17 protein-coding genes and 1 tRNA gene are annotated in these 14,294 nt (G+C 41.0%); 3 read left to right on the top strand and 15 right to left on the bottom strand.

The window, feature by feature from the left end:
- Positions 1–15: 15 nt before the first annotated feature.
- Positions 16–2,772, bottom strand: a complete 2,757-nt coding sequence (locus CO692_RS13755; RefSeq protein ID WP_096742474.1) for a helicase C-terminal domain-containing protein — start codon at positions 2,770–2,772, stop codon at positions 16–18.
- A gap of 212 nt (positions 2,773–2,984) precedes the next feature.
- Here CO692_RS13755 and CO692_RS13750 point away from each other — a divergent pair, with 212 nt between their 5' ends.
- Positions 2,985–3,755: an SDR family oxidoreductase gene (locus tag CO692_RS13750; RefSeq protein ID WP_077452593.1), complete on the top strand. Its 771-nt coding sequence runs from the start codon at positions 2,985–2,987 to the stop codon at positions 3,753–3,755.
- Positions 3,756–3,853: 98 nt separating this feature from the next.
- On the opposite strand, the gene CO692_RS13745 is transcribed toward CO692_RS13750, so the two are convergent.
- From CO692_RS13745 to CO692_RS13725, 5 genes are all read right to left on the bottom strand, one after another.
- Positions 3,854–4,486, bottom strand: a complete 633-nt coding sequence (locus tag CO692_RS13745) for a YfbR-like 5'-deoxynucleotidase (protein WP_086292805.1) — start codon at positions 4,484–4,486, stop codon at positions 3,854–3,856.
- 109 nt (positions 4,487–4,595) lie between these two features.
- A complete protein-coding gene (locus CO692_RS13740) occupies positions 4,596–4,796 on the bottom strand; it encodes a cold-shock protein (RefSeq protein WP_003126918.1) in 201 nt (66 codons plus the stop codon).
- 278 nt (positions 4,797–5,074) lie between these two features.
- On the bottom strand, positions 5,075–6,199 hold the full coding sequence (locus CO692_RS13735) for a hypothetical protein (RefSeq protein WP_096742473.1): 1,125 nt from the start codon (positions 6,197–6,199) through the stop codon (positions 5,075–5,077).
- Between the two features lie 107 nt (positions 6,200–6,306).
- Positions 6,307–7,002: a ThuA domain-containing protein gene (locus CO692_RS13730; protein ID WP_096742472.1), complete on the bottom strand. Its 696-nt coding sequence runs from the start codon at positions 7,000–7,002 to the stop codon at positions 6,307–6,309.
- A gap of 96 nt (positions 7,003–7,098) precedes the next feature.
- Positions 7,099–8,031 (bottom strand): PEP phosphonomutase, encoded by a 933-nt coding sequence (locus CO692_RS13725; protein ID WP_086292811.1) that lies wholly within the window; start codon positions 8,029–8,031, stop codon positions 7,099–7,101.
- A gap of 69 nt (positions 8,032–8,100) precedes the next feature.
- Between CO692_RS13725 and CO692_RS13720 the strand changes: the two genes are divergently transcribed.
- Positions 8,101–8,172: transfer RNA gene (locus CO692_RS13720), tRNA-Arg, on the top strand.
- Between the two features lie 190 nt (positions 8,173–8,362).
- Positions 8,363–8,803, top strand: a complete 441-nt coding sequence (locus CO692_RS13715; RefSeq protein WP_096742471.1) for a hypothetical protein — start codon at positions 8,363–8,365, stop codon at positions 8,801–8,803.
- 36 nt (positions 8,804–8,839) lie between these two features.
- Here CO692_RS13715 and CO692_RS13710 read toward each other — a convergent pair whose 3' ends face one another.
- The 9 genes from CO692_RS13710 to CO692_RS13670 all read right to left on the bottom strand — a co-directional run bounded on the left by CO692_RS13710 (position 8,840) and on the right by CO692_RS13670 (position 14,252).
- Positions 8,840–9,700, bottom strand: a complete 861-nt coding sequence (locus tag CO692_RS13710) for an N-acetylmuramoyl-L-alanine amidase (RefSeq protein ID WP_264291235.1) — start codon at positions 9,698–9,700, stop codon at positions 8,840–8,842.
- Positions 9,701–9,825: 125 nt separating this feature from the next.
- Positions 9,826–10,131 carry a hypothetical protein gene (locus CO692_RS13705; protein ID WP_226818149.1) on the bottom strand — a complete coding sequence of 102 codons (306 nt, stop codon included), beginning with the start codon at positions 10,129–10,131 and terminating at the stop codon, positions 9,826–9,828.
- Between the two features lies 1 nt (position 10,132).
- Positions 10,133–10,444 (bottom strand): hypothetical protein, encoded by a 312-nt coding sequence (locus CO692_RS13700; protein ID WP_096742468.1) that lies wholly within the window; start codon positions 10,442–10,444, stop codon positions 10,133–10,135.
- A gap of 4 nt (positions 10,445–10,448) precedes the next feature.
- The gene (locus tag CO692_RS13695; protein ID WP_096742467.1) at positions 10,449–10,808 is read right to left on the bottom strand and encodes a hypothetical protein; all 360 of its coding nucleotides are present in this window, start codon (positions 10,806–10,808) and stop codon (positions 10,449–10,451) included.
- Positions 10,809–10,878: 70 nt separating this feature from the next.
- The gene (locus CO692_RS13690) at positions 10,879–12,027 is read right to left on the bottom strand and encodes a hypothetical protein (RefSeq protein WP_096742466.1); all 1,149 of its coding nucleotides are present in this window, start codon (positions 12,025–12,027) and stop codon (positions 10,879–10,881) included.
- Positions 12,028–12,963: a DUF1351 domain-containing protein gene (locus CO692_RS13685; RefSeq protein WP_096742465.1), complete on the bottom strand. Its 936-nt coding sequence runs from the start codon at positions 12,961–12,963 to the stop codon at positions 12,028–12,030. It lies immediately after the preceding gene.
- Positions 12,960–13,688 (bottom strand): ERF family protein, encoded by a 729-nt coding sequence (locus tag CO692_RS13680; RefSeq protein WP_096742464.1) that lies wholly within the window; start codon positions 13,686–13,688, stop codon positions 12,960–12,962. The genes CO692_RS13685 and CO692_RS13680 overlap by 4 nt, the downstream gene beginning before the upstream one ends.
- On the bottom strand, positions 13,689–13,925 hold the full coding sequence (locus tag CO692_RS13675) for a hypothetical protein (RefSeq protein WP_096742463.1): 237 nt from the start codon (positions 13,923–13,925) through the stop codon (positions 13,689–13,691).
- A gap of 144 nt (positions 13,926–14,069) precedes the next feature.
- Positions 14,070–14,252, bottom strand: a complete 183-nt coding sequence (locus tag CO692_RS13670) for a hypothetical protein (protein ID WP_096742462.1) — start codon at positions 14,250–14,252, stop codon at positions 14,070–14,072.
- Between the last annotated feature and the right edge of the window lie 42 nt (positions 14,253–14,294).

The following is a 14,294-nucleotide window of genomic DNA, read 5'->3' as shown; positions in this document are numbered from 1 at the left end:
TATCAGATGTTTGACTCATTTTTCAAAATCAACCGCCGCTTTTTCCTCTTGCGCAAAAAAATGTTGAATATCTTCGGCAATTTCGGTTGGGCTAGCTTCAATCAGAGGCAAGTTTTTGGGTAGACCTTTGACCATCCGTTTGCCATACTTTGTTGATAACAAGCGTCGATCAAGGACGACCATCACGCCTGTATCCTCTTCAGAACGGATCAAGCGCCCCAACGCTTGGCGTAGCCGTAGAATCGCTTTAGGTAAGGCATCTTCTTTGAAAGAATCGATGCCTTCTGCTTCCAAGAAGGCATGCCGTGCTTGGACCATTGGTTGCTTAGGATTCTCAAAAGGCAAGCGAGTCACCACAGCGATCTTCAAGGCCTGACCTGGTAGGTCGACCCCTTCCCAAAAACTGCTAGTCCCTAATAAGATGCCATTTTCCGCTAATAAAAATTTCTTTAAGATTTTCTCACGGGTTCCGCCAGTTCCTTGAGCAACGATTTCTCTGCCATAATGCAGGGCTTTTTTATTCAATCGATCATAGACATTTTTCAAAGTTTCATGCGCCGTAAACAACACAAGCGCTGGTTGAGGATTGTCAAACAAAATTGGGACTAACGCTTCGACTAAATAATCCGCGTATTCGGCAGCTGATGCTTGTTGGATCGAGAGACCTTTTTTAACTACATAGAGTCGAGTTTGTTTGCTGTAGTCATAAAAAGCGGGAATCGTTTTGACTGGCACATCGGTCAAGCCGATCTGATGGGCAAAATATTCTTTGTTGCCTGGGATCTTCAATGTTCCCCCTAGATAAATGATGTGCTGATAGCGGTGATACCACGTGCTTTCCACGATCGAATGCCCTTCTAGATCAGCTAACTCAATCACAGCATTTCCTGACTGGGGATGCTTTTTTAACCAATGAACGTAACGAGGATGCCACCAAGTCAACCATGCGGTCACCGTTTGTTCCTGGGTTTCCATTTGACCAAAGAAATCAAACAAACGAGCAATCACGATTCGTTGTCTTGCATACCACCGATCATTGGTCAACTCGAATCGCTGACGTAACTGTTGTTGGATCTCATTGATTTCTTGATAGTAAAGGCTCAATTTCTGATGCAGCTTGTCTTGTGCTAACGTGCCATCATAGAGGTCGTCATGGTGCACGACTTGCAACTCTGGCGCATCGATCAATAAGGTGCGAAAATACTGCTCTTGTGTTTCGACCAAGATCGACAACGCGTTTCGATACAACGAGAACATCCGTTGTAAAAAATCATCCTCGGTAATGATTTGGGCAATTTCTTCAAATAGTCCTTCTTCATTTAGCTGTAAAAACTGTCGCTTGAAGTGCGCAGAGTCAAAGACATGTTGACTAAAGCCTTCTGCTTGCTGCGGCAACTGTTGGGCTTCATCGATCAATAAGTAATCACTCGCTGGCAAAAGCGGCTGCACTCGCCGGTTTTCCTGCATCAAAAAGGCATGGTTGACGATCAAAACATTGCTTTGCGCCATCCGCTGATATAAATGTCGGACAAAATCTTGTTCATAGAAGGGTTGATCTTTGGCTAAAAAGGCAACGCCGCGATGGCGGATGTCGGTAAATAAGGGATGATCAAGTCGAACCAAGTTCAATTCATCGAAATCCCCCGTTTCTGTTTTAGTTAGCCAAACTAAGATCCCCATTTGGTATTGCGCATATTGCTTTTGCTCTACCGGTTGATCAAGGGTCGCTTTAAAACGCTGCAAATCAATGTAATGACGATGGCTTTTGACCAAGACCGCTTGCAAAGGTTGCTGCAGTACTTGGTTTACCAAAGGAATGTCTTTGTTGATGATTTGATTTTGCAATAGAATTGATGAGGTACTAACGATCAATGGATTTTCTGGTGTCACTAGATAGGCGGCTGGAAACAAGTAACCGATGGTTTTCCCCATGCCTGTTTCTGCTTCAATGATCAGATTTTTCTCTGGCTGGGTGTAATGCGTATACACTGCATTCATCAAGCGTGCTTGTTGTTTCCGATAGACTAAGTGCTGCCCAAAGCGCTGTTCTTTTTCCGTTTTAACTTTCGGATACGTTTCTTGAAAATGCGTAGCTTCAAAAAGTGGGACGGTCTTTTTCCGCAAGACGATACCGTCGATCACTTCGAAATCTTCTGCCAACTCTGGGCCTTTTTCTTTTAAGATCCCATGGATATAGTCACTCGTTTGCATACCCATTTGACCGCTTAAAAGCGCAATTTGTTTAAGGGTCGTCCGTGGCAGTTCTCGCATGATCGCTTCGATATACAAAAATAAAGCTGCGGTCACTTCTGCATCACTATCTGCTTGATGCGGGTTATCATGACGAAAGCCAATGCTGTCTGCTAGGTCACCTAAACGAAAGCTGCTTTCTGTTGGTAAAAACACTTGCGCCAATTCCACCGTATCAATTCCGGGAAGTGATAAAGGTGGCAGCCCGCAACGCACAAATTCATTGCTTAAAAAATGATAATCAAAATAAATATTATGCGCCACAAAAATCGTGTTGCTGAGTAAGTTATAGATCGTATCAGCTACGTCTTCGAAATATGGCGCTTTGCTTACTTGTTGGTTTGTGATGTGTGTCAATCGTTGAATTTGCTTAGAAATTCTGCGGTCAGGGTTGATATCTGCGGCAAAACGATTGATGATCTTGCCATCTTGGACTAGGACACAGCCAAATTGAATAATTCGATCAACCGTCGAATCGGTTCCTGTTGTTTCAAGATCCACCACAGCGTATATGGGTTTCATTGTATTCCTCCTTGCACACTGTCTGCATTATACTACAAAATCAATGGCGATTACATCTGTTTTCCCACTAGATACAAGGGTTCTCAGGAGGTAAAACTAGAAAGCTAACCGTTCGCGTGTCCCATCTGAAAGAGTTTTTTGCTGGTCACTGATCGCTTTTTTCGACAAAAAAAGGGATCTTTTTTATAATTTACTATAAGGAGGCGAAAAAAATGAATGATTTCAAAAACAAACGAGTGATTGTAACGGGTGCTGCTTCAGGAATTGGAAAAGCAGTGGCAGAACAATTTCTAGCCCAGGGCGCACTTGTTGGGTTGATTGATCGCAATGAGAAAGAGCTGCAGGAGTTTCTTGCTGACTATGACGCACAAGCCCATTATCGAGCGGTTGACGTCACCGAAGCGGATAAGCTGCAAGAAGCAATGAGTGGTCTTGTGGAAGAACTAGGGGGACTTGATGTACTCCATGTCAATGCCGGCATCAACGGTACCTGGACACCGATCGAAGAGCTGACGGTGGCAGAATGGGATCAGACTATCAACACAAATTTACGCAGTACCTTTATTACCGTCAAAGCGGCCATTCCCTTTATGAAAACAAACGGTGGCAGCATTGTCATTACGAGTTCAGTCAATGGAAACCGCATCTTTAGCAATTTTGGTGCGACAGCTTATAGTACGTCTAAGGCAGGACAAGTTGCCTTTACAAAAATGGCTGCGCTGGAACTTTCCGGTTATAATATTCGGGTCAATGCTATCTGTCCTGGGGCGATCGCAACGAATATCGATGCCAACACAGAAATTGAAGAAGAAGTTGCTCGCGTTGAGATCCCCGTCAAATATCCAGAACGTTCTCGACCATTAAAGCAAGAAACAGGCGTGCCAGAACAAGTCGCCAACCTTGTGCTTTTTCTTTCTTCAGAGGCTGCGGGCAATATTTCTGGAACGGAAGTCTATATTGATGGAGCGGAATCTTTACTTTAATCCAACAAAAAAACGAAAAATCAAACCTGATCCCCTCACTTGTTTCATTGAAGCCCTTGAGATGAATCATTTCTTGATTTTTCGTTTTTTCGTTTTGGTTATTTTTCCACCAAAGCCGCGATTTCTTCTAAAAAGGCAGTCTTGCCATAAAAATCTGCATTTAGTAACTCTGGAAAAATGGCTTCAAAGAAATAAGTGACACACGGACGATGCTGAAACTCTTTGACGGTTAAAACGGCCTCTCGAAACATTTCTTTGTATACTTTATCTGGGTTGCTCTTTGAGATCTCTTCAAAAGATTCATACAAAAGATCGATCTTATCCGCAATTGCTAATAGCTGCCCTTCAAGGCTGTTGTCTTTGCCATCCGCTAGGCGTCTGCGATACGTTGCTTGAAAGCTTCCTGGAATTTCTTCTTCGATGAAGGCATCGGTCATTTTTTCTTCAACGGTTGATAACATTGCCCGCAATTCTTTGTTCGCATATTTGACCGGCGTTTTGATATCACCGATGAAACGTTCCGTGTAATCATGGTTCAAGGCTTTTTCATAAAGAATTTGCCAGTTGACTTGATTTCCCGCTTGTTCTTCGATATCGGCTAAGGTCTGGGCAATCATGGTTACTCGAAACGAATGAGCGGCCACGCTGTGCTCGGTAAACTTAAAAAATCCAGGTGCTCGTTGGATTTTTTCTAAATTAGCCAATCCAAGAATAAATTCATTCAATCCCATCAGTTTGCCTCCTTTTTTTCTAAGAGTATAACAACTACTTTCTCCGCAAGCAAATATCACGCGCACAAAAAAAAGAGCAGCTAAGCTGCTCTTAAAAGGCATTCACAAATTACGCTTTGTTAACGTTAGTCGCTTGAGGGCCACGTTGTCCGTCTTCGATATCGAAAGTCACTGCTTGACCTTCTTCTAAAGTTTTGAAGCCTTCGCCTTGGATAGCTGAGAAATGAACGAATACATCGTTACCGTTTTCTGCAGTGATGAATCCAAAACCTTTGTCTGAGTTAAACCATTTCACTGTACCTGTTTCCATAATAAAAATCCTCCTTGTGTTTATACACATATTTTGCAATTACTTGTATAAGGTGAAAATGTGGAAGATGTTTAAGATGAAACAAGCTACCATAATTTACCGTAACAAAAACTACACTTTGTATTATAGCACATTATCTTCTTTATGACTAATAGAAAATCAAAAAAAATGAAAACGCCTTTATTTTTTTATAATTCGCAAAAAGACTGCTGCACTAAAGATCTGCAACAGTCTTTCCTTTTTTGGAAACGTTTTATTTACGAAGGACGCAACTGCGTTTAGTAGCGCAAAATCGCAGTCAAACTTTTTTCTCCTGGGGCATCTTTTTGTTCCAAAATAGATACCTCGCCGCCGTTTTCTAAAACATCGATTGCCAGCGTATTTAACACTTGGCGACGATCGTATTCCGTGTCAGGATCTTCTCCAAACCCATCGGCGAGATTGGAAGTCGCTACAAACAGATTGGCGATCCTGCCTTCTTTAGCTGCAGGTACGATATCAACCAATTGGTCAATAAATTTCCGATCCAACAGCTTGCCGTATTCCCCAACTTCTTTTTGTGTCAACTCCGCAATCAGCTTTTGCGTACACGTTTGGATCTCTTTCAAAGATAACGATGCTGGTGAAGAGGAAATGCTTGGTTCTGCTTTGAAAAAGTTCGTTTTTGCCACTTTTTTAAACAGCGTTTGATTTTCTGGTAAAGCAAAAAGATACATTGGTAAATGCTCTTCGTTTGAAAAGTCATTCTTAAAAAATGCATCAACTGCTTGGTAGTAGTTGACGTGATCGATCTCGACTTCTTCATCTTTGGCACTAAAGCCGTGATAAGCGACGCCTTCTCCTCCTGAGTTAGGGCCACCTTGGGCACTGTAATTAAAGTTGCCGCCGCCAGTGATTTCTTCCCCCAGCGCTTTTTCGATCGTTGTCGGTGCCTCTTCTGGCAACTCGACTTCACACACTTGATTATTTTCAACTTGATAGACTTGCATTGAATCGCGATTCAACGCTAAGAGATAAAATGGGTAATTAAATTGTGCGTTTTTGATGACAGCTAATACATACGGGGTTTCCCCTACGTAATATTGATCATCCACACGAATACTTAACCGATGAACTAGTACATCTTCTGGTGTGATAATCACCGCCACACTCGTTGTACTGTTGCGCCAAAATGATTGATCTGCAAGCAGTTCATCAATTTTCGTTTGAAAAAGATCCCAAGAATGATCTGGGTATTTTTTTTCAAAGCGGCGCTTCGCATCTTTGGCAAAGTTCTTAAATTTGATTTGATCCTTTTCGACATTCTGGTGGCCGACATGCGTATTGAGCATGATCGTGACAAATGGTCCTTTGATTCCGTCAGATATTACCTGCGATAAAAAACTTTTTCCAAATTTTCCCATTCCACATTACCTCCTGCTTAATCAAATACAAATAAAGTGTACCATGCTTATTTTCTTCCATAAAGTAAAACGATTGCATGCGTTTATTTCCTCATTCGTTTTTCTGATTACTCACTATACTGGCTATTTTTCAGCGGATCTGTCAATGTATTTCTGGTGGCCCATAGAAAGCCTCGTTTGGTCCAAGTCTGAATGGTCGGCTCTTTCAGCTCTTTTAGACTGTGTCCAACGGATTGGAAAAAGACTCTGCCCTTGCCCCACTTTTTGATCCACATCATTGGCAGTATGACTTCTTGGTTAGCTGCATTCGGATGATCTTTAGCGGCAAATGTTGAGGTAGCTAATACAGTGACGGCTGGATCAACCAGGCAATAGTATTGCTCCGTCGTCAACTGAGGGATCGATTGCGTATTTGCCGTAATATAGTGATCTGTCGTAAGATCGATGCTATAGGTCGTTTCCAATCCGCCAGGATGTGCCAAAAAACAGCCGCCAGTCAGAAACAACCAGCCTTTACTGGCTTGAAAAGCCGAGGCAAAGCCGCCATGAACCCCTGCTAATCCCAATCCTTCTGCTACAGCCTGAGTGACATTTTGCAGCGGCTCATCAGGCAATTCTCCTCGCGTCCAATTCATGATCAACAGATCCAGCCTTTTTAATTCTTCTTTATGATAGAGAGGTTCAAAATCTGAGGCGAGTGTCACCTGATATCCTTCTGACTCCAGCAACGTTTGGTAAAACTGACTGGTCTCTTTTGGGGCGTGTCCTTCCCAACCTCCGTAAATGATCAATGCTTGTTTCATTTTGTGTTCCCTCCTTTCTTTCTAACTTAGCGAAAAAAACGCAAAAAGCGAAGCAGAACGATTCTCCGTTTTCCTTCACTAGTAATTTTTTCTGATTTAACGGTTGATTGAACGCCCGACACGATTGATCGTATGGCGCATACCTCTAATTGCAACCGATGTTTCAAAAATATTTTCAGTCGGTGCCATGCCGCCATAACCGGCATCACCGATATGCTGCAGGTCGACCCCACAAGTTTTGTTGATAATGGCTAATTGTCGCAACGTTTCCGGACGCGCACTCTCTTGACTCGTTCCGATCGCTGACATCGTCAATAAGTCATATTGTTTGGCAATTTGAACAGCTTCAAGCAGATCCTTTTCTAGAAAGCCTTGAATCGAGCCAACGGAAGGCAGTAACAAAATATCTGCCCCAGCTTCAGCGTAAGAAATGATGGCTTCTCGATCAACCACAGGTTCATCTGAGCCGGCACTGTGCATTTTTCCAGCGATGATCAACCCAGAGAAATGTTCTTTTGCCAATTTTACTGCTTTAGCGATTTCTCGGTTGGTCACACCTGTTCCAGGATTGCCTGTAAAGCAGAGAAAGTCCACCCCGAGTTCTTGGGCTTTTTTGATGGTGTCAACCGAACTTGTTCGGCCTTGACTGATGCTGATCTTTTCACTCATCATCTCCGTCGTAGCTGGGATCGGCTCAAGATTGATGCCGACAGGTCGTCCAATCAGTTGTTTTAGTTGAGGAATCGGGTTTTCAATCGGTTGTGTAGGATCAAGCAGCTGCTCCAATGTGATACCAGGCATCCCAAAAATAGCTGGACGATAACAATCAAAGCCATTCAACAAAATCAAGTCAGCCCCAAAAGCTGCCGCGACTTCTGCGTTGGTGATATCGCCAGCTTGCGGTATGGTTTGAACCACCGTTTCACAGACGATCACTCGTCCTTCGCTCGCTTTAATGGATTGCTTTAATTCTTGCGCCGACATTTCTTTGATTTCACTATAGTTTGCACTTATCAATCGTTTGACCATGTTTTTCTTCCTTTCTTTTCCTTCTCATCTTGCGAGAAACACGAATAACAGGTAAAATATAGCTATTGTGTTCCCTTAGTTAAATGGATATAACAAGTCCCTCCTAAGGATTAGTTGCTGGTTCGATTCCGGCAGGGAACGTTTAATATATACTTAAATCCCTTATATTATAAGGGATATTTTTATTTTGTGCCAAACATGTGCCAAATATTTTTCTTTGTATCGAATACCATCTATATAATAGTAGCAAACTAATTATACACAAAAATATATGTAAGAATAATTTTTTCTGATACAATGAAGCTATAAAATTAATGAAAAGAGGGTCAAAATGAAAAAGTTAGCAGTTGGTTTATTATTATCAATTCTATTCTTAGGCGCTTGTGGCAGTACTTCTTCAACAGAGGATTCAAGAAGCTATAGCGAATCAAACTCAGAGGTCAAAGATACAAATGACGAAGAAAAATCTGAAGCTTCAATTATCGTTGAAAAGGTTTTGAAAGAACACTATATGATCGATAATTTTGAAGTTAACTTCACCGACGATTCGTTTAAAGTATATCGAATGCCTGATGACAAAAATACCGAAACAGGCGAAGAATATAAGAATGTTTATAGCGCAATAGGGAACTTCACGTATCAGGATAAAATTTATAATTTTGACATGGTTTACTCATTTACAGATAAAGATAGCTACAAAGTATTATATTTCAATACGCCATTGGATGAAGCAAAAAATACAATCGACACCCCGCTTGAGAGCGACAAATAAAAAAGCCCCCTACTCAACCGAGTAAGGGGTATTTGTTTACCACGGAAGCTTGTTGTTGTTCAATGCTACTTGTAATGCTTTGACCATGTTAGAAGTCGGGCTGATAACTCCATCAACCGTTGTCTTCAAGGCTCGCTGCATAGCTTTAATCATTTCTGTTCCGCACAGTCCATCGATCGCACCTTTGTATAAACCTTTTGCTTTCAATCGTTTCTGCCATGTACGAATCAGCGTTGATCCTTTGAGTGTATTATCAAATTGTGCGGCATAAAGGTTCTTGTTGCACGCTTGCCGATACTGATGGCTGATTTCGTCATCTGGTGTGATACCTTCGTATTGCATTGCTTTATTGGCAGTACTTGGACCAAACATGCCATCTTCTTGGATTTTATTGGTACTTGGTTTTACAGAAGGTGTGCTAGGTTTAGCTGCTGAATTAGAACCGCTAGTCTTGCCAAACACCGCATCTTTGAACCGTTCTAGCTCACTTGGTTTTGCTACCCATGGAGCTGGGCAGTTCTTGCCAGTAACATCAAAGTGGCGCCAAATCTTCTCTCTCGTAATATGAGGATAAATGGCGATCAATTCTTTGACAGCCTTCACAGCATTTTGGAATGTCTTTTCCGTAATGTTTCCATTCTTGTCTAGGCACATTTCAACACCGATTGTTGAATAGTTGGCGTTACCAATCTTAGAATACAACGGACGATAGCGTGACCCATCTGCATTGTATTTGCTAATTTCGTTGGCGTGATACGCAACTTCATTTAAGGGAATAATACAGAGTGCTTCAATGTCGTCTATAAACAGTTGAGCAGAAGCATAGTTTCCTTTTAGATTATTAAAATAGTTCTTGTGATTACGTGCGGTACCACCTTTATTGGCAGTGTAATGCATGATGATACCATCGATACCGTTATTCCTGATACCTGGTCTTGAGTACTCATTAATATTGATATATTCGTATTTGATGAAACTCATTTATATCATCCTTTCTAAATCAAAAAAGAGCAGCCAATTGGCTACTCCTTCTTTTGTGTAAACTCTTGTCCGTCACCATAATCGGGTTCCGATTTGTTGCCTTTAATAAATCCAGCGCCTAAGTCATAGAAACCGCCTGCGGCTAAACCTGACAAGAATCCTGCCCAACCAAACACAATCAGTTGATCTGGTACCATTGTTGCGGCGTAAACAACCCCAACCGCAGTTCCTAGCAAAATATTGATTACTGGCAATAACTTATTGTTTGGGATCATTTGTTTCACTAACCCTGTTACCGCCATAACCACACCTACAATTACTGTTGCGGCTGTTAAAATATGTTCCATGTTAAATTCCACCTTTCAAAATTGCATTTTCATTTTTCAACTCTTCATTCTCGTCTTCTAACTCTTCAACCAGTTTTTGGTAGTAAGCAATTTCCTTCTCGTATTTGTTTTTGATATCAGAAATTTCAGCTTCGAGTTTATCGACTTTCTTCTCTAACTTATCTACCATCTCCTGATACTTTCTGTAGAGAACATCGGCATTTTCAGTATTAGTCTTTTCGAGACTTGCTTTGTTAGAATATTTAGTTCCTAGATAGGTGATATACCCACCGCCAAGAGCCACAATGATCGTAGTCAAGTTGATGTCTCCCACAGTATCAGTCCTCCTTGATGGCAATTCCCATTGCAAGGAATGCCATTGCCAAGGATAAAATGCCGATAGTATTTGGTGGTGCAGATAAAACAAAAGACACTCCGAAGAGTGTCCAAAAGAATGTAAGCAATACTAGCACTGTATGCTTTAATTTCTTGTTATTGATCACAATGCCTAAGATTTTGAGAAAACCTAAGATCATAAACACTGCACTGATCGCTCGATAGTCGAACAGTTCGTCAACCAACTGATATACTCTGTACTCTTGTAAGATTGCAGGGTGCAAAAGCAACTGCAATCCATATAAAACCGACACGATACTGAGAACTAAACTATCCCATTTGAGGATAATTATATTTTTCATACGTCACCCACTTTTTTAAAATAAATGTCATGTCATCGCTATGCATTTTTTAACCATTAGTATTCAAAGTTTACAAAGAAGTTGTATAAACAGGTGTCCAGTCAGTCCCAACCACATGGCTATTACCCGTGGTTAACCTTGACCACCCTATCAAAACTTTACCACTAGATACACTAGGGGAAACATTCCTAATGAATTGGCCTTTTCTATACATACCTGTAGTTGGTACAGAGCTACTCGTTAGTCCGTTTTGTAGGTGCAATATATTTCCGAAAGTTGATGAATTAGCGTCGAAGTCCTCAGTGACAATCAATCCATTATTATCCATACCATTAACAGTTCTTATCCCCGCCGAATTCACTGGGTTATAATAATAAATATTGTCGCTTATAATACTTTGTGTCGTTCCGTGAATAACCTTACACATATTTTTAAAAGTGTTACTCTTAACGATCAGTCCGTCGGCTGAATTAACAGCTAAAGCTGTAGGCTGGAAATCTGCATTCAACCAAGTTCCATCTTTATTGCTGGCTCTAGCAGATGTCTCATAGAAAGGGTCCATGTCGAAAACGTTATTGATTATTCTCATATCATAATTTCCTTTGTAGGCTTCTGAGTCCAACCCTACTCCCTGATTCATCCTCGTGAACGTGTTACCTAATATTTCGATTTTTCTAGAAAATGAATTATATATGAAGAATACTCCCTTATCCATGTTATAGAATATATTATTAGATACTAGCAGATCAGATATAGTTCCCACCATCATTCCTGATCCTTTCATTGTGGTATTAATAGCCGGATCTTTCCAACCGCTAGAAGTGAATGCTTGTCCATAACCCCAATCGCTATACTTGTTAACATTAGGCAGCACTTTTGAGAACACATTTCCATCGATTACAATTCTATGGCCCCCAGTATTTACGCTTTGACTTGATTTAGAAGCTGCCCAATAGTCATTGTAAGACTTCCCTTCTAATATGAGGTCTCTAAGCGTTCTAACTTGCGTTCCCCAATGGGAATTCAAGTAAATGAAGGTGTCAAGAGCTCCTCCTCCAAACAAGCTAATATTTATTACGTCAGTGGAATGGCAACAGTTTTTTTGACAAATTTTATAAGGTGCAGAACTTCTTTCCGTATTTAGTTCATCTTTGAGTTCGAGCGTTAGGTGATCGCCTTCAACTTTTGTTATTTTTGCTAGATACGAAAGGTTGTTCATTTACATCACTTCCACTTTGATTCCTTCGTTGGTGATAAACTTGTTTAATGCAGTTAGTTGTTCATGCGTTCCTGTTAGGCGCAATTCAACTGTTCTAAACTCTTCAATTTCTTGGCGCTGCAGGTCTGGTGATTCCTCTAAAATCTCACCTGTTTCTTGATCGATAACAGTATTATCAACTTGCTTCTCTTTGAGTTCTTTCATAGCTTGTTCATATTCAGCTTGCGCTTGCTGCTCCTTGAGTTCACGCTCTTCTCGTTCGCGTTTAGCAGTCACAGTAGCATCAATTTGCTTCATCAAGTCAGTAGCGAACAATCCATTCTCGATTTGCGCTACCCACGATTCTGGCTCAAGTCCTACTGCTTTAGCATAGTTGCCAATGATAGCTTTATCATTTTCAATTCGTTTGTTTTCTGCAGCAATTTGTTTCATTTGGAATGTGATTTCTTCGAGAGTTTTTTTATTCAACTCACCTTTAGTAGTGAAATTGCCTTTATTTAGCCATGCTGGTTTAATTTCCAAAGCGTATGGATCAATCTCATAATTTGGTGCAATTTCTTCGATCGTTGCTTTCAGTTTTTCAAATCGTTTGTCCTTTTCAGACTCTTCAAAAGAAGAAATACTTTCGTTGATGCCGTCGCTAACAAGTTTGATTTGATTCGTATAACCATTGATCTTAGTTTCAAAATCTTTTAAAGGCTTGCTGTATTCTTTCTTAACCGCTTTGCGTTGGTCGTCCAGCAGCTTGGCAATTTTATTCAGATCTGCTTTAGCTTGCTTCGCTTCTGGAATATTGTCGTCAGTGAAAATTAAAGTTCCATAACGAGCGATAGTCGCATCCACCAACTCTTTCAGCTTGGCTTCATTGTTGATCGTGATTTGGCTTGGCGTGAAATCTACGTTAAATTCAAGTTGAGTAGTTAAATCGGTCGTCATTGCGCATTCCCCCAATTGATATCATTTTGCTTTTGTTCAGCGGACTTGCTTTCTTGTGAGTTCTTTTCATAGCTCTGCTTCCACTTAATGAGTTGAGCCATAGCGCTACTGAATAGATTTACTGGCAATTGATCAAGAGAAGGAACCTTTGCTGCTTCAGCCAACTTATTTTGGATTATCGATAGTTCAGCCCCTGCTAATTCAGCGACTTTTCTAGCTTCGTCTTTCAAAGCAGCCAGCTGTTTTCCGTCAATCAGCTTAGGCGGCTGGATAGATTCTTGTTTTCTTTGGAATGAATCTGGATCGTCTTTGTCTGTCGCAATGTTGAAAAACTTCAGTAAGAAATACTTTTCGCCGTAGGTTAAGGCTTTACCTACTCCCTTTTCCCCAGCAATATCAACACCTTGTGCATACCAAGCGCTATCGACAAAGTCATTTTTGTCATCAATATTCTGCCAGCGCATATTCATTTCTAATTCGGTGAAATAAGTTGCTCGTTCTTTCTGATTTTCTTCACTTCCGATTAGCTCCACTCGTTCATTTAGTTTGTGATTAGTAATGGAAGGAATTAGCAAAAGCCCAGCATCGTTGATAGCACTGTGCAACGCCCCTAACACATCACTAGACCCCACATATTGGAATTGATTACCAGATTTCTCTTTCTTCAGATAAGAAATCGACTTTCTGACTTCTGCTAAACGCTGATAAACATTTTTATCGCTCAACTACAACGCCTCCTTCAAATTCTCAATCACTTGCTCTAATCCCTGAATCAGTTCTTCTCGACCAAATTCAGCTGATTCTTCGATAGTTTCAAATTGTGTACGGATAACTTCGTTGTCGCTGTCCTGATAAACGCCTACTCGATCGTTCTTCTTATCAATATCGAAAACGATTGATCCATAAGGTTTGTATCCGTCAATTAGATGAATACGCCCGATTGTGTCAATAGCTATTCTCATGGTATAATCTCCTTAGATGATTTTTGTTAAGACTCTATGCTTGCTGGCCGGAGTCTTTTTTTGTGTCCATTTTTGCTTGTGCTTCATAGTAAATTTCTTTCCAGTCAAGTGTGCGATAGTATAGATCAAGCACTTCCGCTCTAGTCATTTCTTCACCGTCCTTGATCGTAATTCAAATACTGCTTCGTCATAGATCATTAGCAGTAACATTGCGACACAAGGGAATCCGATGACTAGCCACGTTGGTGGTTCTGATGAAAGCAATGCTCCCAATGCAAAGATGACAAGGATAAATGTTGTGCGTCTGATCCAGTAAATTTTATTCATGCTGACTCCTCCTTGAAGTATCGATCGATTAAAGCGAGCGCT

The sequence above is a fragment of the Enterococcus sp. FDAARGOS_375 genome, from assembly GCF_002393265.1.
Taxonomy (GTDB): Bacteria; Bacillota; Bacilli; order Lactobacillales; family Enterococcaceae; genus Enterococcus_D; species Enterococcus_D innesii.
Note: the sequence above shows the minus strand (reverse complement) of the source record. Positions and strands in the feature narration are given on the sequence as shown.